Here is a 26,111-nt window from a genome sequence, read left to right as displayed (position 1 = left end):
GCTTGTACGGTGGTGTGAGAGGACGGAGGCCGTGAGGCCTCCTCCTACTCGATTTTAGTTTGTTTAGATACGGTTAAACGAGATTTCGTCATCCTCAAGAGGGAGGAACGACCGAGTTGGGGATCTAGCTTTTGATACATAAGTAACGCTCAACGAATTGAAGCCGTTCTTCGACTGGCATAAACGGCACTTCAACCACCTCATAGCCAAGTTCTTGGTAGACTCTTTCTAAAGCGTGGTGAATCTCTAGCGCTTCCTCAAACGGATAAGGTCTCACATCATCTTGTACATAAATTGAAGCCTCAGGGCGACAGAACAAGGCTTGTGAGTGGTAGCCTTTGCTTGCTTCTCGGTAGGCCGCATCTATCTCTAGGTTAGCCTGAGCCAAATAGCCACAAATGTCTGGAATAGCGCGATCGAGAAAGGCAACTTGATGCTGACGGGCTTGGTCTTTTTGTTCGCTCATGACGGTTAAACATAGGCGAGCAAAGCCCGGAAGGTCTAACCAAGGCAAGATACCGTTCTCAAGTTGGCTCTGCTGTTCGATTAACTGGCGAGAGGACTCAGCGAAGGTGGGGTAACCCGCATCACCCAAAGCATTGATCAATGTGGTTTTTCCGGCGCCAGGGCCGCCAGTAATAATGATTGGGTTCATACGGGCTTATCTTTATTTGTGCCTACGGGCGTTATTTCTGGTTTAGTTGAGCAAGGAACTTATCCGATTCGGCGATCGCAGCATTCATCTGTTCTATTGCGTAGGCGATGTCTTTTTCTAAGCTCATAAACTCACCTTGCAGCGAGCCGACAGCGCTCGCATTGAGGTTGTGCTTCAAGTAAAGCGTGTTGTCGCGAAGGGTATTGAGCACTGGGTCCATTTTCTTCTCGGCGCGCTTCATTGCTGACAGCATCGTTTGGTAAGACAATTTAGTTTCACGAAGCTTTTGCTCGCTCGAGCGGCGCAGTGAATCACTGGTGTAGAGATCTAACTCACTCTGCCACTCTTCAAACAGCGCATCCGACACATCTTCAATCGCAGCAATGCGGTCACTGACATTTTGCGCGGCTTTCTCGCTGTCTTGGTATTTATCGTTGATTTGGTTGTACATGTCTTCAAGGTCGCCGCCACTGAGATTAGTCAGGCTACTCAAGGCTTCAAGTGCGCTGGTAAACTCTTCCTGAGCATCCTGCTGCGACTCTTTAGCATCTTCCACTCTATCGACCATAATGTCACGCTTGTGGTAACCCACTTGCTCCATGGCGGAGTAATAAGCTGACTGGCATCCAGTAAGAGTAAAAATAGAGAGGACTATAACTATTAAATAAGGCATCCTAGTTTCCTATAGTTAAATAATATCAATCGTAGTAAATAACCGCTCAACCTAGCTTGTTAAAATGCTCGATAACGGCGTTAGAATTTTTGATTGTAGAATAACTACTTATCAAAAAACTCTGCCTTGTTCTCAAGCCTTTTTCCTACGCTATTTTTGAACACTTATTCACTGTTATTGATATATCGGAATAATAATTAGGACTATGAACGAGTTACAAGGGAGTTACAAGTTGAAGATAAAAAAGGTCGCCACACTCAGTATTCAGTTTTCTCGCTATCTTTTGGCGCGAATGACGCATGATAGAGTCAACGTGAATGCGGGCTACTTGGCGTACATTACTTTGCTCTCGATCGTACCGATGTTGACGGTTCTGCTCTCTATCTTGTCGTCATTCTCCATCTTTGCTGATGTTGGTATCGTGATTCAAAACTTCGTTATTACCAACTTTGTTCCCGCGTCTGGGGATGCCGTACACGGTGCCTTGTTAGAGTTCGTTGCCAATACCGGAAAAATGACGGCGGTCGGTAGTGTGTTCTTATTCATTGCAGCGCTGATGCTGATCTCGAATATTGATAAGAACTTAAACTACATCTGGCGTGTCGATGAGAAGCGACGAGCGGTGCTGTCTTTCTCTATGTACTGGATGGTGCTCACGCTTGGACCTATTTTAGTTGGGGCGAGCATTGCAGCCACTTCTTATGTGACATCATTGAGCTTGTTGCAAAACGAAGTGGTGTCTGGCGCCTTTAACACCGTGATTCGCAAACTTCCTTTGATTCTCTCTTTCTTTGCGTTTTTCGGTCTGTACCTGTTGGTTCCCAACAAAAAGATACACTTTTCTCATGCGGCTGCAGGTTCTCTAGTGGCGGCTCTGTTGTTCGAACTCAGTAAGAAAGGCTTCGCGGCCTACATTACTCAATTCCCTTCTTACCAGTTGATTTATGGCGCATTGGCGGCAATACCAATTCTTTTTGTCTGGGTTTATTTGTGCTGGTTGATTGTGCTGGTGGGTGCTGAGGTGACCGCTGCATTGGGTGAGCAGGAACAGTGGAGTGACTCGAAAGAAATGGTACACTCGTCGGATAAAGACAAAATCACAGAGCAAGGAAACAACAGTGATAGCACTGATCCAGAGAGTAAGTGAAGCTGCCGTCCGTGTTGATGGCGAAGTAGTTGGTGAGATTGAGCAAGGCTTATTGGTTCTGTTAGGCGTAGAAAAAGGTGATGATGAAGCCAAAGCTAAACGTTTGATGGAACGAGTGACCACTTATCGTGTCTTTGGAGATGAAGACGATAAAATGAACCTCAACGTGAAGCAGGTAGAAGGTAAGGTATTAGTGGTGTCTCAATTCACTCTGCCGGCCGATACCAAGAAAGGGACTCGAGCAGGGTTCTCTCGTGGTGCTCACCCAGAAGATGCTGAGCGTCTTTACAACTATTTCTCTGACCAGTGTGAATTAGTGTTGCCAACGGAACGTGGCCGATTCGCAGCCGACATGAAAGTGTCTTTGGTTAATGATGGCCCAGTGACATTCTGGCTGCAGGTTTAGGCTTAAAGGAATAAGCATGTTTAAACTCATAACACCAACCACCGAAAATCAGCTAAACAAGTATTACCATTTTCGTTGGCAGATGCTCCGTGAACCTTGGCGAATGCCGGTAGGTTCTGAGCGCGATGAATATGACCCAATGAGTCACCATCGCATGATTGTTGATGGTCGTGGTCGCCCGATGGCGATTGGTCGTCTGTATATCACCCCAGATCTGGAAGGTCAGATCCGCTATATGGCGGTGAAGAAATCTCGCCAAAGTAAAGGCATGGGTTCGTTGATTCTAGTCGCACTTGAGTCATTGGCTCGCCAAGAGGGTGCTAAGCGCTTGGTGTGTAATGCACGTGAAGATGCGATCTCATTCTATGAGAAGAATGAATTTGAACGTCGCGGTGAGATTAACGATCAACGTGGCCCTGTGCGTCACCAACAGATGGTTAAGCATCTTGACCCAATGGCAGACGTTCTACGCAAGCCTGAGTGGTGTAATGAGCTTCAGCAGCGCTGGGAACATCAGATCCCGATCAGTGACAAGATGGGCATCAAGATCAACCAATACACGGGTTACCAATTTGAGTGTAGTGCTCAGCTGAATCCTAACTTGAACCCGCATAACACCATGTTTGCAGGATCTGCCTTTACCTTAGCGACCTTAACTGGTTGGGGTATGACTTGGCTATTGATGAAAGAGCGTGGGTTGACCGGTGATATCGTGCTGGCAGACAGTAATATTCGTTATCGTCACCCGGTTGAGCAAAACCCTGTTGCCTCTACTTCATTGGATGGGATCAGTGGCGACTTGGACCGCCTCGCGTCAGGAAGAAAGGCACGTATCATCATTCACGTGACCATTCATAGCGGCGATGTGGAAGCGGTAGAGTTTACGGGAACCTATATGCTGATCCCTGACTACAAAAAGCGATTATCAACAGACTCCAACGTAAACGTATAGCTGACACTGGCTAACAGATACAGATTAAAGATACAAGGCGCTACTCCTGTGGAGTGGCGCTTTTTTGTTGGCAGTCGTTAATCTCCGAATACTCAGCTTGGGTGAGCTTTCCTGAGATTTGATGGCATGGGTCCGATAGGGTAATCGAGAGGGTGTGTTGCTCAGCTTTAAGCAAGTCGAGTTCTCCAGAAGCCTCGCCATTGAGCGTTTGAACCCTTTGTTCGCCTTGCTCTGCTGATGATGCACCAATAATATGCATCGGTTCGAGAGTGAAGCGCCCACGGTCAAAATGCGCATTAAGCTCTGGAATTTCAAACACGTTATCAGTCGATGTTTCAGAAAGCTTGTCATTAAAGGTCATCACACCCTGGCGAACGCTGCCAGTGAGTTGCCCTGTGGTTGAGTAACCGAGCATCAGTGAGTCGCCATATAAACCTGCGGCTTGAAGTTCAAACTCGCCATAGCCGGTTGCATCGAGTGGTAATTCAAGTCGCTGCAGCATAGGCGCAATGGGTAACCCATCGGCAGAAATATCTAAGCTCCATGGCTTGCTGATTTGGTTAAAATCGAGCGTTGCATTGGCTTCAATGTAGCCATTCCTGAGTGGTGCAAACAGACGAGTCAGCGTCCATTTTCCTTGTTCGCTATTCATCTCAACCACAGGCTGTGCGCTGAGAATATTTTGGTAGCTGGCATCATTGGCGCTCGCCATCAGCTTCCCTTGCCACAAGCCCAGTTTTCTATCTTGCAGCAGTTGAACTTGATGCCCCTCGACATGTAATCCAGAGACCTGCCAGTAAGGCGTTTGTGCTAGTTGGATAAGTTGGCTGCGTTCTATATTAAGTCGGTTAATCTCGACGTTCTGGAGCTGTGTGAGCCAAGGCAATAGGCGAGCGGCCGGTAGAGGGCTATCTTGGTTTTCGGTAATCCACTTGATGCCTTGCAGGTCGAGCTGCGCCAATTGAATGCTGCTAGGGGCGACTTCGCCATTGAGCTGAACAGTGCCCTGCAGGAATTGAGTATAGAAATCCTCAATCAGAATCCGGTTTGCTTCTAGGTTGAGCTTGAGGCTTGGCTCGATGAACATGTCATCATCAATGGTCACTCCTTCTGCCTGTAGAGAAAAAATGGCTTTCTGTTGTTTCCAGATTTCAAAAGGCAGTTGGATATTTTCTAATGAGGCATCAAAGGCAGCGAGGTGGCCATCTTGCCACTCTACGTCGCTACGCAGAATATCTAAGCTATTGATGTGATTAATCTTAATGCCTGCAACATCCCACTCTTTGCTTAGTAGGTTTTGGGTCTGTTCCTGATTGAGTCGTAAGCCATCGACGGTCACGTTCACCAACGACCAATCTTGTTGATACTGCTCTGCTTGACCGGAAATCTTGGCGCCACGCCAGTCAAATGAAGCACCATAAAGCGTGCTATCGCTAGGTTTTAAGTCTAGGTCAATCAACAGATTATCGAATGCTTCACCTTGCCAATACAGTTGTGAGGCAGAGAGTTGGGTTTTTCCATAAGGGAGAAGTGAGTTGTCGTTGTTCCATTTTGGGGCGGAGATCTGCAGGTCGATGCCTCGCGCATTAAACTCTGGCGTCGAAAAGTCGAGATTGTTGATGGCCAGCTGGTGGAGCTTGATGTTTGGTTGGGTAAATAAAGAAGTCAGTGTTTTTAGATCGTCTGCCTCTAATTGTAGGCCGCTGATCAAAACAGATTCAAAGACCAGTTTGGCCTCTGTCATCGAGCTGGGGCTGAACCAAAGATCGATCTTGTCGATATACAGAGGTGTTTGCTTTTCTGGTTGGCTTTGGGTAATGCCCATTAAGGTGATGTGATAAGGCGCCTGATACTCAACATCTTCAATGAATACAGGTTGTTCAATCGTATGTTTGATAAAAAAGTTGGCAACATCCGCACGGTATTGGGTCTGCAGGCTTAATAGCAGCGCTGCGATAGTTGCAACGGCGATAGCCAACACAATGCCGAACACCATGAATACCTTTTTCATTCCCTGAAAGCCTTAAATTTCAATAGTCTTAAAACAGAGTGGAACAAAAAGGGTCAAGCATCAACAAAAAAGCCCCTCAAAAGAGGGGCTTGCTACAAAAATATCATTTTAAATTGGGCGTTTGCTTTTGGCTAAGCCCGAGCAGATGGTTGGATTAGTCCAGTTGAGGACCAGCTGCAACCAGTGACTTACCTTCAGCGTTGTCTGTGTACTTATCAAAGTTGTTGATGAAGCGCTCGGCTAGATCTTTCGCTTTGCTTTCCCATTGTAGAGGGTCAGTGTACGTATCGCGTGGGTCAAGGATCGCTGGGTCAACATCGTGCAGCGCTAGTGGCACTTCTAGGTTAAACATAGGGATAACCTTAGTTTCAGCGTTGTCGATTGAGCCATCTAGGATAGCGTCGATGATGCCTCGCGTATCTTGGATAGAGATACGTTTACCAGTACCGTTCCAACCTGTGTTCACTAGGTAAGCTTCAGCGCCAGCTGCTTCCATACGCTTCACAAGCACTTCAGCGTACTGAGTTGGGTGGAGAGTTAAGAATGCCGCACCAAATGCAGCAGAGAACGTTGGCGTTGGCTCAGTAATACCACGCTCAGTGCCCGCTAGTTTTGCAGTGAAGCCAGAAAGGAAGTGGTACTTCGTTTGCTCTGGAGTCAGTTTAGAAACGGGTGGCAGTACACCGAATGCATCAGCAGTCAGGAAGATAACCTTTTGAGCGTGACCGGCTTTTGATACTGGTTTAACGATGTTATCGATGTGGTGAATTGGGTAAGAAACACGAGTGTTCTCAGTTTTTGAACCGTCATCAAAATCGATAGAACCATCACCACGAACTGTTACGTTTTCTAGTAGTGCATCACGACGGATTGCATTGTAGATTTCAGGTTCTGCTTCTTTAGATAGACGAATCGTCTTCGCGTAACAACCACCTTCGAAGTTGAAGATACCATCGTCATCCCAACCGTGCTCATCATCACCGATTAGCTCACGCTTAGGATCGGTTGAAAGCGTAGTTTTACCTGTACCAGATAGACCGAAGAAGATGGCTACATCGCCTTTCTCGCCGACGTTTGCACTACAGTGCATTGAAGCAATGCCTTGCAGAGGAAGCAGGTAGTTCATCATTGCGAACATGCCTTTCTTCATCTCACCGCCGTACCAAGTACCACCGATGATTTGAACGCGCTCTGTTAGGTTGAAAGCAACGAAGTTTTCAGAGTTTAGACCCTGCTTTTCCCAGTTAGGGTTAGTTGTTTTAGCACCGTTCATTACCACGAAATCAGGTTCGAACGTTGCTAGCTCTTCGTCAGTTGGACGAATGAACATGTTCTTAACGAAGTGCGCTTGCCACGCTACTTCAGTGATAATACGCACGCTTAAGCGCGTATCAGGGTTAGCACCACAATAACCGTCGATGACAAACAGACGCTTGCCAGATAGCTGAGTTGTTACAAGCTCTTTCAGCTCGTCCCATACTTCAGTGGTAATCGGTTTGTTGTCATTTTTGCCTTGATCTGACCACCACATGGTATCGCGTGTTGTGTCATCTTTAACAATGTACTTATCTTTTGGTGAGCGGCCAGTAAAGATACCAGTATCAACCGCAACGGAGCCTAGTTCCGTTACTACGCCTTTTTCGTAGCCTTCTAGACCCGGCAGTGTTTCTTCAACGAATAACTGCTCGTAGCTAGGATTACGAAGAACTTCGGTAACGCCAGTCAGTCCGTGCTTAGTTAGATCAATTTGTGCAGCCTTAGTATGTTCCATAACGGTCATAGGTGCTCCTTGTAGGATATTTTGTAGGGATTTTGTAATAATTTTTTATTGTTATCTGCTCACCATGCTAGCAACGAGGCTCGGGGGAAACAGGGATACAGCTCAAAAAATATCCATATTAACCTTGGGGTTTTAAGCGCCTCGTCACATATTGGCCCAACTAGTCTATCCTGTACGCAAACCTTTGCGCTAGGGGCGAGAACATTATTAATTGATTAAAATTAAGCGGTGATTTTATTACGAGATGTTACGGAGTTTGCGCTATTTTGATCACAAAAAAGGCCAGCTGAGTGCTGACCTTTTTGGGGTAAATTACGTGTTTTTGGTACGCCGTAAATTAATGAACCGTATTGCTGCCTTTATCTGCTGCTTCTGCGTACAGTGCATCAACATCATTCTTGTCGAACGAGTAGTTTGTGCCACAGTAATCGCAGTGTAGACCAACGCTTCCTTCGGTGCTTAGGATGTCGTAGATCTCTTCTTGAGCAACAGTAATGATTGCTGCTGCACTTCGATCGCGTGAACAGCCACAGAAGAACTCAACCGGTTGTGGTGTGAATAGCTGTACTTTCTCTTGGTTGTACAAACGGTAAAGCAGTTCGTTCGCTTCTAGAGTGAATAGCTCTTCGTTTTTCACGGTGTCTGTTAGTTGCTCTAGGTGCTCGAAGTCGTCTGGAGTACCGGTGCCGTCAGGCATTACTTGTAGCAACATACCTGCAGCGTGTGCTTTGCCTTCATGCTCGCCAGTGCGCAGCCATAGACGAGTCTTAAGCTGTTCAGAGTTAGCGAAGTAGCCTTCAAGCACTTGTGCAAGCGTGTCACCTTCAAGACCAACGATACCTTGGTAACGCTCACCTTTCTTAGGATCGATAGTGATCACTAGATGACCTTTACCCATTAGGGCGTGTAGACCTGCGTCGTCTGCGATATCGCCTTCAAAGCGAGCAACACCACGGATCTTCTGATCGTGATCGCCATTGATAACTGCTAGAGATACTGGGCCGTCACCTTGCAGCTGCATCGTGATAGAACCTTCAAACTTTAGGGTCGCCGTTAGTAGCGTCGTTGAAACCAGTAGCTCACCCAACAGCTTTTGTACTGGAGCTGGGTATTCCTTGCTAGAAATAATCTGTTGGTACGCTTCGTCCATCTGTACCAATTCACCACGTACTGATAGGTCTTCAAATAGGTAGCGATTTAAAACATTACTTGTAGACATTGGGTCTGCCATTTGGCTATTCCTTCTAGCTTATTGAGTCTTGAACTTGATGATGTCACGACGTTGCTTTTTATCTGGACGACGTTCTGGTGCTGGGCTATGAGCATTTAGCTTGCGCTGTTGTGCAAACTCTTCTCTTTTTGCCAAGCTTTCGGTGGTTTCTTCATAGAGGGTTTGAGCGATCGGGGCTCCACCACGATGGGCTGAGATTTTCTCGATCGTTACCGTCTTTTCTTCATTACCTTGGCGCAGTGTAATCACAGCCCCAAGTTCGACAATTTTACTTGGCTTGCTGCGCTGACCATTATAGTGGACTTTGCCACCATCGACCATGTTGCGAGCAATAGACCGGGTTTTGTAAAAACGAGCTGCCCACAACCATTTATCGAGTCTGACAGCTTCATTAGCAGTTTTCATATAGGGCTGTGCCTTATTAAGTGAGAAATGAATGCGGTTTAACTGTAACGAACAGTGCGCAACATGTTTTTGATGATGCTTATCACATTAAGTAGAAGCTTAAAGTGGAGGCGGTTGGCATTTTTTTCAAGTCATAATACAAAATAGCCATGTTATGCCGATTTATCGATTTGCTATGATATAGTTCAGGATCTTATTGCTTAAATAAGCTTGGTATCGAACGAATGAATAAAAAAGCTGAAAGTTTAATGATTTGCAGCGTTTGTCGTCATGAAAAGGGACTAGGAAAGTGAACTTTTTAGAGCTCAAAAATCGCGTAGGGAATTCTCCTATGTTGAGCCGCTTATTAGAGAATGGATTTGTACTTCAGCAGAAACTAAGCTTAGCGACCTGTTGTGTATTGATTGCAGCTTCCGCATGGATCTTAGGGCAGCTTGCATGGTTTATCGAACCTGCTGAGCAAACTATCGCGCCTTGGACAGCAACGGCTTCATCGTCTTCAGCACCTCAATCGACCCTTGATATCTCTTCTTTGCAGCAGAGCAACATGTTTGGTGCTTACAACCCAAGCACGCCCGCTGTGGTTGAACAGCAAGTTATCCAAGATGCGCCTAAGACGCGATTAAACCTCGTTTTAGTGGGTGCAGTTGCGAGCTCGAATCCAAAACTGAGCTTAGCGGTGATCGCCAATCGCGGCACGCAAGCGACCTACGGAATTAATGAAGAGATTGAAGGCACTCGAGCCAAGTTAAAAGCGGTATTAATCGACCGCGTTATCATTGATAACTCAGGACGAGACGAAACCTTGATGCTTGAAGGTATTGAGTACAAGCGTTTGGCTGTATCAGCGCCTGCGCCACCTCGTAGCTCTTCTTCGGTTCGTGGTAATAATCCGGCTTCAGCAGAAGAGAAGCTTGATGAAATTAAAGCGAAGATAATGAAAGAACCGCAACAAATCTTCCAATATGTTCGACTGTCTCAGGTGAAGCGTGACGATAAAGTGATCGGTTATCGTGTGAGCCCTGGCAAAGATTCAGAACTTTTTAACTCTGTTGGGCTCCAAAACGGAGATATTGCCACTCAGTTAAATGGACAAGACCTGACAGACCCTGCTGCTATGGGCAACATATTCCGTTCTATCTCAGAGCTGACAGAGCTAAACCTCGTCGTCGAGAGAGATGGTCAACAACATGAAGTGTTTATTGAATTTTAAAACTTTGCGTCTAACGAAGGACGAAAGTGTAGGAGAAGTACGTGAAGCATTGGTTTAAGAAAAGTGCATGGTTATTGGCAGGAAGCTTGATCTGCACACCCGCAGCCATCGCGAGTGATTTTAGTGCCAGCTTTAAGGGCACTGACATTCAAGAGTTTATTAATATTGTTGGCCGCAACTTAGAGAAGACCATCATCGTTGAACCTTCGGTACGCGGGAAAATTGATGTGCGCAGTTATGACGTACTCAATGAAGAGCAATATTACAGCTTCTTCTTAAACGTATTAGAGGTGTATGGCTACGCGGTCGTTGAAATGGACTCGGGTGTTCTTAAGATCATCAAAGCCAAGGATTCGAAAACATCGGCAATTCCAGTCGTTGGAGACAGTGATACGATCAAAGGCGACAACGTGGTGACACGTGTTGTGACGGTTCGTAATGTCTCGGTGCGTGAACTTTCTCCTCTGCTTCGTCAACTAAACGACAATGCAGGCGCGGGTAACGTTGTGCACTACGACCCAGCCAACATCATCCTTATTACAGGCCGAGCGGCGGTAGTAAACCGTTTAGCTGAAATCATCAAGCGTGTTGACCAAGCGGGTGATAAAGAGATTGAAGTCGTTGAGCTAAAGAATGCTTCTGCGGCAGAAATGGTACGTATCGTTGATGCGTTAAGCAAAACCACTGATGCGAAAAACACACCTGCATTTCTACAACCTAAATTAGTTGCCGATGAACGTACCAATGCGATTCTTATCTCAGGTGACCCTAAGGTACGTAGCCGTTTAAGAAGGTTGATTGAACAGCTTGATGTGGAAATGGCAACCAAGGGCAACAACCAAGTAATTTACCTTAAATACGCCAAAGCAGAAGATTTAGTCGATGTGCTGAAAGGCGTGTCGGACAACCTGCAATCAGAAAAGCAATCTTCAACTAAAGGTAGCTCATCTCAACGTGACAAAGTGGTGATCTCAGCTCACAGTGATACCAACTCTTTGGTTATTACCGCCCAACCAGACATCATGAACGCGCTGCAAGATGTGATCGCGCAACTGGATATTCGTCGCGCTCAAGTCTTGATTGAAGCCCTAATTGTCGAGATGGCAGAAGGTGACGGTATTAACCTTGGTGTGCAATGGGGTTCTTTAGAGCACGGCGGAGCAATTCAATTTTCAAATGGTGGGCCAAAAATTGGTGAAGTAATGGTTGGTCTTGAAGAGGCTAAAGATACTACTTCAACTACAGCTGTTTATGATTCAGATGGTAATTTTTTACGCAACGAAACGACCACAGAAGAAGGTGACTACAGTACATTAGCTTCTGCCTTGGGCGGCTTGAATGGTGCAGCATTACCTCTGGTTATGGGGGACTGGACCGCTCTTATTAGTGCTGTTTCGACTGATTCAAATTCAAATATTCTATCGTCTCCAAGTATTACGGTAATGGACAATGGCGAAGCGTCGTTCATTGTGGGTGAAGAGGTTCCGGTTTTAACTGGTTCCACTGCAGGCTCAAGTAACGATAACCCATTCCAGACGGTTGAACGTAAAGAAGTGGGTATCAAGCTGAAAGTCGTCCCACAGATCAATGAAGGTAACTCTGTACAGCTGAACATTGAACAAGAAGTCTCGAATGTATTGGGTGCGAATGGTGCGGTTGATGTTCGCTTTGCCAAGCGTCAACTGAACACGTCAGTGATCATTGAAGATGGTCAGATGCTAGTGCTTGGCGGTCTGATTGATGAACGCGCATTAGAGAGTGAATCTAAGGTGCCGTTCTTGGGTGATATCCCAGTACTTGGATATCTATTTAAATCAACCAGTACTCAGGTTGAGAAAAAGAACCTAATGGTATTCATCAAGCCGACCATTATTCGTGATGGTATGACGGCTGATGGTATTACTCAGCGTAAATACAACTTTATTCGTGCTGAGCAGTTGTATAAGTCAGAGCAGGGCCTGAAGCTGATGGATGACGATAATATTCCAGTACTGCCTAAATTTGGCGAAAGCATGAATTACCCGGCTGAACTTCAAGCCTTCATTGATCAGATGGAAACAGAATAATGGCTGAATTGGTAGGGGCGGCACGTACTTATCAGCGCTTGCCGTTTAGCTTTGCGAATCGCTATAAGATGGTGTTGGAGTATCAACATCCAGAGCGCGCACCGATACTTTATTATGTTGAGCCACTGAAATCGGCGGCGATCATTGAAGTGAGTCGTGTTGTGAAAAATGGTTTCACGCCACAAGCGATTACTCTCGATGAGTTTGATAAAAAACTGACCGATGCTTATCAGCGTGACTCGTCAGAAGCTCGTCAGCTCATGGAAGACATTGGTGCTGATAGTGATGACTTCTTCTCACTAGCGGAAGAACTGCCTCAAGACGAAGACTTACTTGAATCAGAAGATGATGCACCAATCATCAAGTTAATCAATGCGATGCTGGGTGAGGCGATCAAAGAGGGTGCTTCGGATATTCATATCGAAACCTTTGAGAAATCACTGTCGATCCGTTTCCGTATTGATGGTGTGTTACGTGATGTGTTGGCGCCGAGCCGTAAACTGGCTCCGCTGCTCGTGTCACGTGTAAAGGTTATGGCTAAATTGGATATTGCGGAAAAACGCGTGCCACAAGATGGTCGTATTTCTTTGCGTATTGGTGGCCGAGCGGTTGATGTTCGTGTTTCAACCATGCCTTCTTCGCACGGTGAGCGTGTGGTAATGCGTCTGTTGGACAAAAACGCCACTCGTCTAGACTTGCACAGTTTAGGTATGACAGCAGAAAACCATGAAAACTTCCGTAAGCTGATTCAGCGCCCACACGGCATTATCTTGGTGACCGGCCCGACAGGTTCAGGTAAATCGACGACCCTGTACGCTGGCCTGCAAGAGCTTAACAGCAACGAACGCAACATCCTTACCGTTGAAGACCCAATTGAATTTGATATTGATGGCATTGGTCAAACACAAGTGAACCCTAAGGTTGATATGACCTTTGCGCGTGGTTTACGTGCCATTCTTCGTCAAGATCCTGATGTGGTCATGATTGGTGAGATCCGTGATTTGGAAACCGCAGAGATCGCTGTTCAAGCCTCTTTGACCGGTCACTTAGTGATGTCGACCCTTCACACCAATACGGCAATCGGTGCAATTACGCGTCTGCGTGATATGGGCATCGAACCCTTCTTGATCTCTTCTTCGCTGCTGGGTGTTTTGGCTCAGCGCTTGGTTCGCACCCTGTGTAACGACTGTAAAGAACCTTACGAAGCGGATAAAGAACAGAAAAAACTGTTTGGGTTGAAGAAGAAAGACAGCCTAACGCTTTACCATGCCAAAGGGTGTGAAAGCTGCAGTCACAAAGGCTATCGAGGCCGTACTGGTATTCATGAGCTATTGATGATTGACGATTCGGTACAAGAGCTGATTCACAGTGAAGCTGGCGAACAGGCAATTGAGAAAGCAATTCGTGGCACAACACCAAGTATTCGAGATGATGGCTTGAGCAAAGTTCTGAAAGGGGTAACGTCCTTAGAAGAAGTGATGCGTGTGACCAAGGAAGTCTAGTATGGCGGCATTTGAATACAAAGCGCTGGATGCCAAGGGTAAGAGCAAAAAGGGCTCGATTGAAGCGGATAACGCTCGTCAGGCTCGCCAGCGCTTAAAAGAACAAGGCTTGATGCCGGTTGAGATGACCGAAGCTAAAGCTAAAACGACGAAAGGTGCACAGCCTTCGACCAGCTTTAAGCGTGGTATCAGCACGCCAGACCTTGCTTTGATTACTCGCCAAATTTCCACCTTGGTGCAATCAGGCATGCCGCTAGAAGAGTGCTTGAAAGCCGTGGCGGAGCAATCTGAAAAGCCACGTATTCGAACCATGTTACTGGCGGTTCGTTCGAAGGTAACGGAAGGTTATTCGCTAGCCGATAGCTTGGCTGATTACCCACATATCTTTGATGAACTGTTTAGAGCCATGGTCGCGGCTGGTGAGAAATCGGGTCACTTAGATGCGGTATTGGAGCGACTGGCTGATTACGCAGAAAACCGTCAGAAGATGCGCTCTAAGTTGCTGCAAGCGATGATCTACCCTGTGGTGCTGGTGGTGTTTGCGGTGACGATTGTTTCGTTCCTGCTGGCAACCGTGGTACCTAAGATCGTTGAACCGATTATCCAAATGGGCCAAGAACTTCCTCAATCGACACAATTTTTATTGGCATCGAGTGAATTTATCCAGAATTGGGGCATCCAATTACTGTTGTTGATCATCGGTGTGATTGTGTTGATTAAGACAGCTCTGAAAAAGCCGGGTGTTCGCATGAGTTGGGATCGCAAGCTATTAAGCATTCCACTGATCGGCAAGATCGCGAAAGGAATTAATACCTCTCGTTTTGCACGAACACTCTCTATCTGTACCTCGAGTGCGATTCCTATCCTTGAGGGGATGAAGGTTGCGGTTGATGTAATGTCGAATCACCATGTGAAGCAACAAGTACTGCAGGCGTCAGACAGTGTTAGAGAAGGGGCAAGCCTGCGTAAAGCGCTCGATCAAACCAAACTCTTCCCTCCAATGATGCTGCATATGATCGCCAGTGGTGAGCAGAGTGGTCAGTTAGAGCAAATGCTAACAAGAGCGGCAGATAACCAGGATCAAAGCTTTGAATCGACCGTGAATATCGCGTTAGGTATCTTTACGCCAGCACTTATCGCTTTGATGGCAGGCTTAGTGCTGTTCATTGTGATGGCGACTCTGATGCCGATGCTTGAAATGAATAATTTGATGAGTGGTTAATCAACTGCTCATAAGACGTTAGTTTTTGGATTAACGAGAAGAAGGACATTATTACCTTCAACTCGCTGTCTGTAATTTGGAGAAAATAATGAAAAACAGAATGAAGAAACAATCAGGCTTTACCCTATTAGAAGTGATGGTTGTTGTGGTTATCCTTGGCGTATTGGCGAGCTTTGTTGTACCTAACCTATTGGGTAACAAAGAGAAGGCTGACCAACAAAAAGCCATCACTGATATTGTGGCGCTAGAGAACGCGCTAGATATGTACAAACTGGATAACAGCGTTTACCCAACAACGGATCAAGGTCTTGATGCATTGGTTTCTAAGCCAAGCAGCCCAGAGCCTCGTAACTACCGCGACGGTGGCTACATCAAGCGTCTGCCAAACGACCCATGGGGTAACGAGTACCAATACCTAAGCCCTGGTGATAACGGCACTATTGATATTTTCACTCTTGGTGCTGATGGCCAAGAAGGTGGTGAAGGTATTGCGGCGGATATCGGCAACTGGAACATGCAGGATTTCCAATAAGCTTCAGCTTATTGTTTGATTCGTTATTGATGCTTGATACGTTATTGATGGTAGGACGTAAACAGATGGAGTCTAAAGGTGAAAACTAAGCAAACACAGCCAGGTTTCACCTTGATTGAGATTCTCTTGGTGTTGGTACTACTGTCAGTAACGGCGGTTGCGGTGATCGCGACCATTCCTACCAATAGCAAAGATGTTGCTAAAAAATACGCTCAAAGCTTTTATCAGCGAGTTCAATTACTCAATGAAGAGGCTATTTTGAGCGGCTTAGATTTTGGCGTTCGAGTTGATGAAAAGAAATCGACCTATGTACTGATGGCGCTTAAGTCTGAAGGCTGGCAAGAAGTCGATTTTGAAAAAATCCCCTCTTTAACTGAACTACCGGAAGAACTCGCATTGTCACTGACCTTAGGTGGTGGCGCATGGGAAGACGATGATCGGTTGTTCAACCCAGGAAGCTTGTTTGATGAAGATATGTTTGCTGATCTTGAAGAGGAAAAGAAGCCGAAACCACCACAGATCTACATCTTGTCGAGTGCTGAAATGACGCCATTTGTATTGTCGTTTTATCCAAATACCGGAGACACCATACAAGATGGTTGGCGTATTCGAGTATTGGACAATGGTGTGATTCGACTGCTAGAACCGGGAGAAGAAGATGAAGAGGAATAACCGTTCTCCTTCTCGTTCTCGTGGTATGACCCTTGGTTCTCGAGGAATGACGCTGCTTGAGGTATTGGTTGCGCTCGCTATCTTTGCGACTGCGGCGATCAGTGTGATTCGTGCTGTTACTCAGCACATCAATACCCTCAGTTATCTCGAAGAAAAAACCTTCGCGGCTATGGTCGTTGATAATCAAATGGCTTTGGTGATGCTGCATCCTGAGAAGCTAAAAAAAGCGCAGGGCACACAAGAGTTGGCCGAGAGAGAGTGGTTTTGGAAGGTCACGCCAATCGATACTAGCGATGATTTATTAAAGGCGTTTGATGTGAGTGTGGCAACCAGTAAACAAGCTTCTCCAGTGGTCACGGTGCGCAGCTATGTGGTCAAGTAAAAGCGTGTCGTTAGCTCAGAGCAAGTCGCTAAGTAAGAGCATGTCCGCCAATAAGCGTGTGCCTCGTAAACAAGGACTATCTTCGAAAGGGAGAGGCTTTACCTTAATTGAGGTTTTGGTCTCGATCGCTATCTTTGCCACGTTAAGCATGGCGGCTTATCAGGTAGTAAATCAGGTTCAGCGCAGCAACGAGCTTTCAATCGAGCGCAGTGCTCGTTTAAATCAACTGCAACGTAGCTTAGTCATTTTAGATAATGATTTTCGCCAGATGGCGGTACGACAATTTCGTACCAACGGTGAAGAAGCATCATCTAAGCTGATCTTAATTAAAGAGTATTTACTGGATTCCGACAGCGTTGGCATCATGTTTACTCGCCTTGGCTGGCATAACCCACAGCAGCAGTTTCCTCGCGGAGAAGTCACCAAAGTGGGTTACCGCATTAAAGAAGAAACGCTTGAGCGTGTGTGGTGGCGCTACCCCGATACTCCTGCAGGACAAGAAGGTGTGATTACGCCTTTGCTTGATGATGTTGAAAGCTTGGAATTCGAGTTTTATGACGGAAGCCGCTGGGGGAAAGAGTGGCAAACCGACAAATCGCTACCGAAAGCGGTAAGGTTAAAGCTAACCTTGAAAGATTATGGTGAGATAGAGCGTATTTATCTCACCCCAGGTGGCACGCTCGATCAGGCCGATGATTCTTCAAACAGTGACTCTTCAAGTAGTAATGAGGGGAATAATGACTCATCGAACTAATAAGTTTGCACTGACAAGGTCTGCCATGGGGCGCAAGCAGCGAGGTGTTGCGCTGATCATTATCCTGATGCTACTGGCGATAATGGCAACCATCGCAGGCAGTATGTCGGAACGCCTGTTTACTCAATTTAAGCGCGTGGGAAATCAACTGAATTACCAACAGGCTTACTGGTACAGCATTGGTGTCGAAGCGCTGGTGCAAGACGGCATTAGGCAAAGCTACAAAGACAGTGATACCGTCAACTTGAGTCAACCATGGGCGTTAGAAGAACAGGTATACCCGTTGGATTATGGTCAAGTTAAAGGCCGTATTGTTGATGCTCAGGCATGTTTTAATCTCAATGCGTTGGCTGGTGTGGCGACGACTTCAAGTAACCAAACACCTTATTTAATTACGGTTTGGCAAACCTTGTTGGAAAACCAAGATGTTGAGCCTTATCAGGCCGAGGTTATTGCACATTCAAGCTGGGAATTTGTTGATAGTGATACCCGAACCTCCTCTTCAGCTGGTGTAGAAGACAGTACTTATGAGGCGATGAAGCCATCTTATTTGGCAGCGAATGGCTTAATGGCCGATGAGTCCGAGCTACGCTCGGTTTATCAAGTCACTGGTGAGGTGATGAATAAGGTTCGCCCCTTTGTTTGTGCTCTGCCGAGCGACGATTTCCGTTTGAATGTGAATACTCTTACGGAAAAGCAGGCGCCGTTATTGGAAGCGATGTTTGCCCCCGGCTTAAGTGAATCGGATGCCAAACAGCTGATAGACAAACGCCCATTCGATGGTTGGGATACGGTGGATGCGTTTATGGCTGAGCCTGCTATTGTGGGTGTGAGTGCCGAAGTCAGCAAAAAAGCGAAAGCATATTTAACTGTAGATAGCGCCTATTTTGAGCTAGATGCAGAGGTATTAGTTGAGCAGTCACGTGTACGTATACGGACGCTTTTCTATAGTAGTAATCGAGAAACAGTGACGGTAGTACGCCGTCGTTTTGGAGGAATCAGTGAGCGAGTTTCTGACCGTTCGACTGAGTAGCGAACCACAAAGCCCTGTGCAGTGGTTAGTTTGGTCGACAAGCCAACAAGAAGTGATAGCAAGTGGCGAACTGTCTAGCTGGGAGCAGCTGGATGAGTTAACGCCTTACGCTGAAAAGCGTAGCTGTATCGCTTTATTGCCGGGAAATGAATGCTTAATTAAGCGTGTTGAGATCCCGAAAGGTGCTGCTCGCCAGTTCGATTCTATGCTGCCGTTTTTATTAGAAGACGAAGTCGCACAAGATATCGAAGACTTACACCTGACTATTTTAGAGAAAGACGCAACGCACGCGACAGTGTGTGGTGTCGATCGTGAATGGTTAAAGCAAGCGTTAGACCTGTTCCGCGAAGCCAATATTATCTTCCGTAAGGTGTTGCCAGATACACTGGCCGTGCCTTTTGAAGAGCAAGGCATCAGTGCATTACAGATCGACCAGCATTGGCTATTACGTCAAGGTAACTATCAAGCTGTATCGATCAGCGAAGCATGGTTACCGATGTTTTTGCAAAGTGATTGGGTTGTTGCTGATGACGAAGAGCAAGCGACGACTATCTTCAGCTACACCGCGATGCCGAGCGATGACGTTCAACTGCAAAGTGGCATTGAGTGGCAAGCTAAACCTGCTGAACTGGTGATGTCTTTACTGAGCCAACAAGCCATTACAAGTGGCGTAAACTTACTGACGGGCACCTTTAAAACCAAATCTTCATTCAGTAAGTACTGGCGTGTATGGCAAAAAGTAGCGATCGCAGCTTGTTTGCTGGTGGCGGTGATCGTCACTCAGCAAGCCTTAAAGGTTCAGCAGTACGAAGCACAAGCCGAAGCGTACCGAACGGAGAGTGAACGTATTTTTAGAAGCGTACTTCCGGGCAAGCAACGTATTCCGACGGTCAGCTACCTTAAGCGCCAGATGAACGACGAAGCTAAGAAGTATGGTGGCTCGGGTGATGGTGATTCCTTACTTGGATGGCTAGCGTTACTGCCAGAAACTTTAGGACAAGTGAAAGCCATCGAAGTGAATAGTATTCGCTACGACGGCAACCGCTCAGAGGTGAGATTGGAAGCGAAAAGTACTGACTTCCAATATTTCGAGACTGCGCGAGTGAAACTTGAAGAGAAGTTTACCGTTGAGCAAGGGCCATTGAATCGTAATGGTGATGCCGTATTTGGTAGCTTTACCCTTAAACCCCGTCAATAAACTGCGTAAGGAGATCAGTGATGAGAAATATGATTGAGCCACTCCAAGCGTGGTGGACTTCAATAAGTCAAAGAGAGCAACGATTAGTGATTGGTTGCTCAATTTTATTGGTGGTCGGTGTCGTTTATTGGGGGCTAATCCAGCCACTCAGTCAGCGAGCTGAACTTGCGCAGAGCCGTATTCAAAGTGAGAAGCAGCTTCTAGCTTGGGTAACCAATAAAGCCAATGAAGTGGTTGAGTTGCGAGGCAGTGGTGGCATCAGTGCGAGCCAGCCTCTGAATCAATCTGTACCAGCTTCTATGCGTCGCTTTAATATCGAGCTAATACGCGTGCAACCACGTGGCGAAATGTTGCAAGTGTGGGTGAAACCTGTGCCTTTTAATCAGTTCTTAGATTGGCTGACATACTTGAAAGAGAAGCAGGGTGTCGAAGTAGAGTTTATGGACATTGATCGCTCCGATAACCCAGGGGTTATTGAGGTCAACCGACTACAGTTTAAACGAGGTTAATGTGAAACGCGGTTTATCTTTGAAGTTAGGTTTACTTTTTGGCGGCATCTTTATTGTCTTTTTCTCGGTTAGTCTGTTGCTGCATCTACCGGCCTCTTTTGTACTCAAACATGCACCGGCTGTGCGTGGCTTGAATATTGAAGGTGTTGAAGGAACGGTTTGGCAGGGCAGCGCCAATAATATCGCCTGGCAGCGTGTTAATTACGGTTCAGTACAGTGGGACTTTCAGTTCTCTAAACTCTTCCAAGCCAAAGCTGAATTAGCGGTTCGTTTTGGTCGTAATAGCGACATGAACTTGTCAGGAAAAGGGCGTGTTGGGTACAGCATGAGTGGTGCGTATGCGGAAAACTTAGTCGCATCAATGCCCGCTGCTAACGTGATGAAATATGCTCCAGCCATTCCAGTCCCGGTTTCAATTGGTGGAAAGGTTGAGCTGACGATCAAGCATGCGGTTCATGCTCAACCTTGGTGTCAGTCTGGTGAAGGTACTGTGGCTTGGTCTGGTGCTGCAGTCGATTCACCTGTTGGTTCGTTAGACCTTGGTCCTGTGATTGCGGACATAACCTGTGAAGACAGTACAATTGCAGCCAAAGGCGTTCAGAAGAGCACTCAAGTAGACAGTGAGTTCTCAGCGAGTCTAACATCTAACCAGCGCTACACATCTGCAGCGTGGTTTAAACCGGGTGTTGAATTCCCGCCAACGATGCAAAATCAGCTTAAATGGTTGGGTAATCCTGATAGCCAAGGTAAGTACCAGTTTACTTATCAAGGTCGTTTTTAGCTAAACGGCTAAGGGTCACTAAATTACGAGATATAAAAAACGGGCACCTCACTGAGGTGCCCGTTTTGTTTGTTCTGAGAATCTAGAGGATATCTGACAGTTAAAGGGAGCAAACTCGCCTAGTCTTTGCCTTGCAAAATTTCTACCCACGGTAAATCTGCATCACCGAGTACAATGAAGTTCGGGTTTTCTAGCGTTTCTCTTTCATTGTACGAAAGCGGTTCTAGTTGAGTACTTAAGATACGTCCGCCAGCTTCTTCAACAATGCACTGCGTTGCGGCGGTATCCCACTCTCCGGTTGGTCCAAGGCGCAGATAACAATCCACAGCGCCTTCTGCGACTAAACAGGCCTTAAGCGCTGCTGAGCCTAGAGGAACCAAATCATAATTCCATGCTGAGCTCATACGGCTAGTGATGCGATTGATGTCCTGGCGACGGCTGATCGCCATGGCGATTGACTGGTTTGGCAGCTCGTGACGATGCGTTTTGATTTTCACGCTGTCATTAAGGTCTGGGATCTTCCAAGCGCCTTTGCCACTGTAAGCGTAATAGCTCACACCTGAAACGGGTGCGTATACCACGCCCATCACTGGCTTGTTATGCTCGATTAGGGCGATAATTGTCGCGAAATCACCACTTCGTGCGATGAACTCCTGGGTGCCGTCCAGTGGGTCAACTAACCAGTAGCGATCCCATTGAGAGCGTTGCTCTAGGCTGATGTCGGCGTCTTCTTCGGATAATACGGGAATATCAGGCGTCAATTCACTGAGTTTTTTTAATATCAGCTTATGTGCTGCAAGATCGGCACTGGTTACAGGAGTGTCATCACTCTTAATGAACTCTTCGTAATCCTTTTTCTCGTAGATCTCTAAGATGAGTTGACCAGCAGAGCGAGCAATCTCAATGACAGAGGGTAGGAGGTGAGACAAATCTTTTGTTATTGGCATAAATGTTCTCTTACTCTTAGAGCGAGCCTGAATGTTCTAGTTATTGTTTAATACACGAAGGCTTAAAAGCAGGGCTGTAATACTCCGAGCCTCACAGAAATCGAGATGTGTTAACAGTTCTTCGGCTTGAGCAAGTGGCCAGCGCACAATATCGAGAGGCTCTGGCTCATCACCTTCTAGCTTTTCTGGGTAGAGGTCTTCTGCAATAAACAGCGTCATTTTGCTAGAGAAGTAAGAGGGTGCAAGGATCACTTCCTTCAGCGGAGTAAGCTTGTTGGCACCGAAGCCTATCTCTTCTTTGAGTTCGCGAACGGCGGCTTCGTTTGGCTGCTCACCTGGATCAATCAGCCCTTTTGGAAAGCCAAGTTCGTAGCGTTCAGTTCCCGCTGCATATTCACGTACTAATAGAATATCGCCTTGCTCAGTAATAGGAACCATCATCACTGCGTTGCGCCCGCTGGGCTTCATGCGTTCGTAAGTGCGCTGTTCGCCGTTTGAAAAGCGTAAGTCGAGAGACTCGATAGAGAATAGTCTTGATTGAGCGACAGTTTGTTTAGCCAAAATCTCTGGCTTGGTCCTTTTTGTCATTGCGCTCGCTCCTTAGCTCATTGGAATTCTTTCTTATAAAGTCATTCTAATATAGGGGAAATGACGTTGAGTTCCTAGATCCGAGTTTTCATATCCTAGAATTATTAGAGCAGGAACCGATTGCGATCACTTGAATACCTTACTCAAGATGGTAACCAACCGAGAATTCGGGTTATTTCGTTCGGGAATACAAGAGCATAGTGAGATCGTGTTCGAGCGTATCTGTTTAGCCCTAAAACAAAAAAGGTTGATGCTTGCGCATCAACCTTTCAAATAACAACTAACACTAAATCAGTGATTAGTAGTAAGAGTGCTCACCACGATCGTGCTCAGTTGCATCACGAACAGCAGTCAGTTCACCTTCAAACTGTTGAAGAAGTTCTTTCTCGATGCCTTCTTTTAGCGTTACATCAACCATAGAACAACCGTTACAACCACCACCGAAGGCTACAATAGCTGCGCCGTCTTCAGTGATTTCTACCAAGCTAACGTGACCGCCGTGACCAGCAAGTTGTGGGTTAACTTGTGTTTGAATTGCGTATTCAACACGTTCTACAAGTGGTGCATCGTCTGCGACTTTACGCATCTTAGCGTTTGGTGCTTTAAGCGTTAGCTGAGAGCCCATTTTGTCAGTAACGAAGTCAATTTCAGCTTCATCTAGGAACGGTAGGCTTAGCTCATCTACGTATGCACAGAAAGCTTCGAATTTAAGCTCTGTGTCAGACGCTTCGATAGCATCTGTTGGGCAGTAAGAAACACCACACTCTGCGTTTTGTGTACCCGGGTTTACCACGAACACACGAATGTTTGTACCTTCAGGCTGCTGTGACAGCAGATTGGCAAAGTGAGTTTGAGCTGTTTCTGTAATAGTAATATTTGACACGACGAATACCTGAGTAGATTTGTAGGTTATTAGCGCCATTCTACTCCTGTCAGATTTGTAATTCAGCCCTTTTTTGTTGGATTGCTGTACAAGTAGTGATTCACAGCTTTTATCCAGAGGGCTCAGGAGTGCGGCAGATGCAGTAAATATCAATCCTTTTAACGTCCACTTCAAGTAGTAATTGGCATAATTGATACACAGTACTGCCGGTGGTTACAACATCATCAATTATCGCGACGTGAGAGGGGATAGTTCCTTGAACGTCTTGTTTTCGCAGCGCAAAAGCGCTCTTTAGATTGTGTAATCGTGCGGATTTAGTCAGCCCCTGCTGGGAAGCCGTTGAGCGAATTCGACGAAAGAGCACATCACTTTCAACGCCAAGCTCTTGAGCCGTGTAGTCGGCTAGCAGCTTACTTTGATTAAAGCCGCGATGAGTATATCGACGCCAATGCAGCGGCACGCTGGTGATCAGCGGAGCAGGATATTCGATACGTGATGCCAATAGCTTAGATAGATCACGTGCAAACCAAAACTTATCAGCGTACTTCATTTGCTGAATGTAACCTGCTGTAGGGAAGGTGTAATCGCCGACACAGTAGAGGCGATGCCAAGGTGGAGGTTGAGATAAGCACTGTCCGCACTGCTCTACTGTGAGCAGTGTTTTTAAACCACATCGTTGGCAGCGTGGTACTGGCTGAAAGAGTTTGAGACAAGAATTGCACCATCGAGGATGTGTATCACTGGGCAGTTTATCAAGTTTGCACAGGTGGCATTGAGGTGTGACCAGACGTGGTGTGTGTTTTTGTAGCCAATCGGATAACATAGCTCGTGATGCTTTTGGGTTATGGTGTTCCTTTTGCTCACCATACTGAAAAGCGCGGATTATCGCTGATGGAAAAAGTAGGGAATATTGAGAATGAGTGACGCGTTATATTGGCATGTTTCTGGGCAAGGGCCTGATTTAGTACTGGTTCACGGCTGGGGAATGAACGGTGCGGTATGGCAACAAACCGTTAATGCATTACAAGCTGATTTTCGAGTGCATGTTGTCGATTTACCAGGGTATGGACACAGCGCGCACTGCCACGCTCAAGATCTTGAAGAGATTGCTCAGCAGCTTTTGGCCGAAGCACCAAAGCAAGCGATTTGGGTGGGTTGGTCACTTGGAGGCTTGGTCGCAACGCACATGGCTCTCCATCACTCAGATTACGTGAGCAAGCTGGTGACTGTCGCCAGTTCTCCCAAATTCGCCGCTGCAAAAGAGCCCGTGTTATGGCGAGGCATTCAGCCCAACGTATTAAGCGCATTCACCGAGCAACTGGTTGAAGATTTCCAAACCACCATCGAACGCTTTATGGCATTGCAAGCCATGGGTAGCCCTTCAGCAAGGCAAGATGTAAAACAACTCAAGCAAGCGGTGCTGTCTCGCCCGTTGCCGAACCCTGACTCATTATTGGCAGGATTAAAGATGCTGTCGGATGTCGATCTGCGTGAACAACTGCCTGAGATTTCAGTACCAATGCTACGCTTGTATGGTCGATTAGATGGATTGGTGCCAATCAAGGTTGCGAAAGACTTAGGCACAGCCTTGCCTCATACCGAGCAATACATATTTACCCAGTCTTCGCATGCACCGTTTATGACCGAAGCGGATGCCTTTTGCAGTGAGCTTGTCAGCTTCGCACAAAAATAATTGCTAAATATATATCCGGCTTGGTCGATATATAAGCTAATACCAATCACAGTAAGTAAGTGTTCAAAAATAGCGTAGGTAAAAGGCTTGAGAACAAGGCAGCTTTTTTTTGACAAGTAGTTTCGATAAGTAGTTATTCTACAATCAAAAAATCTAACGCCGTTATCGAGCATTTTAACAAGCTAGGATGATCAGTTATTTACTACGATTGGTATAACACCAACGTGTTGCATGATACTCAGACCTAACTCTCTCCAGAGCTGATTGCGCTAAGTTGGGCTATGCCTGTTGTGCGTTCTCGGTACAACAGTGTTATGGCAATATTGATGGGCGATTCTTGAGGAGAGTTCGCGATGATTGTGTCACCTGCAACTGCAGTGAGTGTGCCACTAATCGCCCCGTCCGTTAATGTGCAAACAGAGCAAGTTGCGCGTGATAATAGAGTCCGAGAACCTATTGCTCCCGCAGTAGCATTGGCGAGAACCAATGCAGAGCGTAAGGTAAAATCAGACGATAAACGAAGGCAGCAGTCGGCTTGGGATCCTTCAGACCATCCAGGTTATGAAATGGAGAACGAGTCAGAGGCCAATTCGGTTAGCCAAGAAGAGCCACAAGACCCTTTTGATCGGCTGTTCAGCTTATTGGCACTGAAAACATACAGTGCTGATCAAGGCAAAGGTTATACCATGCGTTTCCGCCTGCCAAAGCATGTTTTAGATGCGGCGATTCAGGAAGGACAGATGGAGAAACGACGTAAGGTCATAAAGTATCATTATGGTCATGCTGTTGCGCCTCATGCTCCGTCAGAGATGTTGGTCGTATTATAATTATACTCTTCATACTTGAAGCTGCAGCGTTGTTAACTGCGTAAGTTCA

At 46.4% G+C, this 26,111-nt stretch carries 27 protein-coding genes; 17 read left to right on the top strand and 10 right to left on the bottom strand.

The window, feature by feature from the left end; genetic code table 11:
- Positions 1-124: 124 nt before the first annotated feature.
- Together AB6E30_RS15940 and AB6E30_RS15935 are read right to left on the bottom strand one after the other, a co-directional pair.
- On the bottom strand, positions 125-655 hold the full coding sequence (locus tag AB6E30_RS15940) for an AAA family ATPase (RefSeq protein ID WP_372104359.1): 531 nt from the start codon (positions 653-655) through the stop codon (positions 125-127).
- A gap of 31 nt (positions 656-686) precedes the next feature.
- A complete protein-coding gene (locus tag AB6E30_RS15935) occupies positions 687-1,328 on the bottom strand; it encodes a DUF2959 domain-containing protein (RefSeq protein WP_372104356.1) in 642 nt (213 codons plus the stop codon).
- Between the two features lie 205 nt (positions 1,329-1,533).
- On the opposite strand from AB6E30_RS15935, the gene AB6E30_RS15930 reads away from it, so the two are divergent.
- The 3 genes from AB6E30_RS15930 to AB6E30_RS15920 are packed head-to-tail and all read left to right on the top strand — an operon-like array spanning position 1,534 to position 3,833.
- Positions 1,534-2,475: a virulence factor BrkB family protein gene (locus AB6E30_RS15930; protein WP_019826491.1), complete on the top strand. Its 942-nt coding sequence runs from the start codon at positions 1,534-1,536 to the stop codon at positions 2,473-2,475.
- Positions 2,447-2,881 (top strand): D-aminoacyl-tRNA deacylase, encoded by a 435-nt coding sequence (dtd, locus tag AB6E30_RS15925; protein WP_372104353.1) that lies wholly within the window; start codon positions 2,447-2,449, stop codon positions 2,879-2,881. The genes AB6E30_RS15930 and dtd overlap by 29 nt, the downstream gene beginning before the upstream one ends.
- Positions 2,882-2,897: 16 nt before the next feature.
- Positions 2,898-3,833, top strand: coding sequence for a bifunctional GNAT family N-acetyltransferase/hotdog fold thioesterase (locus AB6E30_RS15920; RefSeq protein ID WP_017065806.1), 936 nt, complete (start codon positions 2,898-2,900; stop codon positions 3,831-3,833).
- A gap of 40 nt (positions 3,834-3,873) precedes the next feature.
- Here the strand turns inward: AB6E30_RS15920 and AB6E30_RS15915 are convergent, their stop codons facing one another.
- From AB6E30_RS15915 to hslR, 4 genes are all read right to left on the bottom strand, one after another.
- Positions 3,874-5,844, bottom strand: a complete 1,971-nt coding sequence (locus AB6E30_RS15915) for an AsmA family protein (RefSeq protein WP_372104350.1) — start codon at positions 5,842-5,844, stop codon at positions 3,874-3,876.
- Between the two features lie 154 nt (positions 5,845-5,998).
- A complete protein-coding gene (gene pckA / locus AB6E30_RS15910) occupies positions 5,999-7,624 on the bottom strand; it encodes a phosphoenolpyruvate carboxykinase (ATP) (RefSeq protein ID WP_136977385.1) in 1,626 nt (541 codons plus the stop codon).
- A 337-nt stretch (positions 7,625-7,961) separates the two neighbouring features.
- On the bottom strand, positions 7,962-8,855 hold the full coding sequence (gene hslO / locus AB6E30_RS15905) for an Hsp33 family molecular chaperone HslO (RefSeq protein WP_017063067.1): 894 nt from the start codon (positions 8,853-8,855) through the stop codon (positions 7,962-7,964).
- Between the two features lie 18 nt (positions 8,856-8,873).
- Positions 8,874-9,260, bottom strand: a complete 387-nt coding sequence (hslR, locus tag AB6E30_RS15900) for a ribosome-associated heat shock protein Hsp15 (protein WP_017062490.1) — start codon at positions 9,258-9,260, stop codon at positions 8,874-8,876.
- A gap of 331 nt (positions 9,261-9,591) precedes the next feature.
- Between hslR and gspC the strand changes: the two genes are divergently transcribed.
- The 12 genes from gspC (at position 9,592) to AB6E30_RS15840 (ending at position 21,124) form a co-directional block, all read left to right on the top strand.
- Positions 9,592-10,473: a type II secretion system protein GspC gene (gene gspC / locus AB6E30_RS15895; RefSeq protein WP_372104347.1), complete on the top strand. Its 882-nt coding sequence runs from the start codon at positions 9,592-9,594 to the stop codon at positions 10,471-10,473.
- Positions 10,474-10,514: 41 nt separating this feature from the next.
- Positions 10,515-12,539 carry a type II secretion system secretin GspD gene (gene gspD / locus AB6E30_RS15890; RefSeq protein ID WP_372104344.1) on the top strand — a complete coding sequence of 675 codons (2,025 nt, stop codon included), beginning with the start codon at positions 10,515-10,517 and terminating at the stop codon, positions 12,537-12,539.
- Positions 12,539-14,041, top strand: a complete 1,503-nt coding sequence (gene gspE / locus AB6E30_RS15885; protein ID WP_102394588.1) for a type II secretion system ATPase GspE — start codon at positions 12,539-12,541, stop codon at positions 14,039-14,041. Before gspD ends, gspE begins: the two co-directional genes overlap by 1 nt.
- Before the next feature lies 1 nt (position 14,042).
- On the top strand, positions 14,043-15,263 hold the full coding sequence (gene gspF / locus AB6E30_RS15880) for a type II secretion system inner membrane protein GspF (RefSeq protein WP_102320993.1): 1,221 nt from the start codon (positions 14,043-14,045) through the stop codon (positions 15,261-15,263).
- Between the two features lie 88 nt (positions 15,264-15,351).
- The gene (gene gspG / locus AB6E30_RS15875; RefSeq protein ID WP_017062485.1) at positions 15,352-15,795 is read left to right on the top strand and encodes a type II secretion system major pseudopilin GspG; all 444 of its coding nucleotides are present in this window, start codon (positions 15,352-15,354) and stop codon (positions 15,793-15,795) included.
- Between the two features lie 78 nt (positions 15,796-15,873).
- Positions 15,874-16,467: a type II secretion system minor pseudopilin GspH gene (gspH, locus tag AB6E30_RS15870; protein ID WP_017062484.1), complete on the top strand. Its 594-nt coding sequence runs from the start codon at positions 15,874-15,876 to the stop codon at positions 16,465-16,467.
- Complete coding sequence (gene gspI / locus AB6E30_RS15865; protein ID WP_372104341.1) at positions 16,454-16,849, top strand: type II secretion system minor pseudopilin GspI; 396 nt, start codon at positions 16,454-16,456, stop codon at positions 16,847-16,849. Before gspH ends, gspI begins: the two co-directional genes overlap by 14 nt.
- Complete coding sequence (gene gspJ, locus AB6E30_RS15860; RefSeq protein WP_372074880.1) at positions 16,836-17,603, top strand: type II secretion system minor pseudopilin GspJ; 768 nt, start codon at positions 16,836-16,838, stop codon at positions 17,601-17,603. The genes gspI and gspJ overlap by 14 nt, the downstream gene beginning before the upstream one ends.
- Entirely contained in the window at positions 17,587-18,636 is a 1,050-nt protein-coding gene (gene gspK, locus AB6E30_RS15855; protein WP_372074879.1) for a type II secretion system minor pseudopilin GspK, read from the top strand. The genes gspJ and gspK overlap by 17 nt, the downstream gene beginning before the upstream one ends.
- Positions 18,605-19,834, top strand: a complete 1,230-nt coding sequence (gene gspL / locus AB6E30_RS15850; protein WP_372104337.1) for a type II secretion system protein GspL — start codon at positions 18,605-18,607, stop codon at positions 19,832-19,834. Before gspK ends, gspL begins: the two co-directional genes overlap by 32 nt.
- Positions 19,835-19,854: 20 nt before the next feature.
- Positions 19,855-20,343, top strand: a complete 489-nt coding sequence (locus tag AB6E30_RS15845; RefSeq protein ID WP_017070117.1) for a type II secretion system protein M — start codon at positions 19,855-19,857, stop codon at positions 20,341-20,343.
- Position 20,344: 1 nt separating this feature from the next.
- Positions 20,345-21,124, top strand: a complete 780-nt coding sequence (locus AB6E30_RS15840) for a type II secretion system protein N (protein ID WP_017070118.1) — start codon at positions 20,345-20,347, stop codon at positions 21,122-21,124.
- 119 nt (positions 21,125-21,243) lie between these two features.
- On the opposite strand, the gene cysQ is transcribed toward AB6E30_RS15840, so the two are convergent.
- The 4 genes from cysQ to AB6E30_RS15820 all read right to left on the bottom strand — a co-directional run bounded on the left by cysQ (position 21,244) and on the right by AB6E30_RS15820 (position 24,365).
- Positions 21,244-22,071, bottom strand: coding sequence for a 3'(2'),5'-bisphosphate nucleotidase CysQ (gene cysQ / locus AB6E30_RS15835; RefSeq protein ID WP_017062477.1), 828 nt, complete (start codon positions 22,069-22,071; stop codon positions 21,244-21,246).
- Between the two features lie 36 nt (positions 22,072-22,107).
- Positions 22,108-22,659 carry an ADP compounds hydrolase NudE gene (gene nudE, locus AB6E30_RS15830; RefSeq protein ID WP_372104334.1) on the bottom strand — a complete coding sequence of 184 codons (552 nt, stop codon included), beginning with the start codon at positions 22,657-22,659 and terminating at the stop codon, positions 22,108-22,110.
- Positions 22,660-22,957: 298 nt separating this feature from the next.
- Complete coding sequence (gene nfuA, locus AB6E30_RS15825) at positions 22,958-23,542, bottom strand: Fe-S biogenesis protein NfuA (protein WP_102332663.1); 585 nt, start codon at positions 23,540-23,542, stop codon at positions 22,958-22,960.
- 109 nt (positions 23,543-23,651) lie between these two features.
- Positions 23,652-24,365 carry a ComF family protein gene (locus AB6E30_RS15820; RefSeq protein WP_170962812.1) on the bottom strand — a complete coding sequence of 238 codons (714 nt, stop codon included), beginning with the start codon at positions 24,363-24,365 and terminating at the stop codon, positions 23,652-23,654.
- 93 nt (positions 24,366-24,458) lie between these two features.
- Between AB6E30_RS15820 and bioH the strand changes: the two genes are divergently transcribed.
- Entirely contained in the window at positions 24,459-25,235 is a 777-nt protein-coding gene (gene bioH, locus AB6E30_RS15815; RefSeq protein ID WP_017063077.1) for a pimeloyl-ACP methyl ester esterase BioH, read from the top strand.
- Positions 25,236-25,588: 353 nt separating this feature from the next.
- Positions 25,589-26,062, top strand: coding sequence for a hypothetical protein (locus AB6E30_RS15810; protein WP_017066129.1), 474 nt, complete (start codon positions 25,589-25,591; stop codon positions 26,060-26,062).
- Positions 26,063-26,111: the final 49 nt, after the last annotated feature.

Origin of the sequence: Vibrio sp. 10N.247.311.12, from assembly GCF_041467515.1 — a bacterium.
Taxonomy (GTDB): Bacteria; Pseudomonadota; Gammaproteobacteria; order Enterobacterales; family Vibrionaceae; genus Vibrio; species Vibrio crassostreae_C.
Note: the sequence above shows the minus strand (reverse complement) of the source record. Positions and strands in the feature narration are given on the sequence as shown.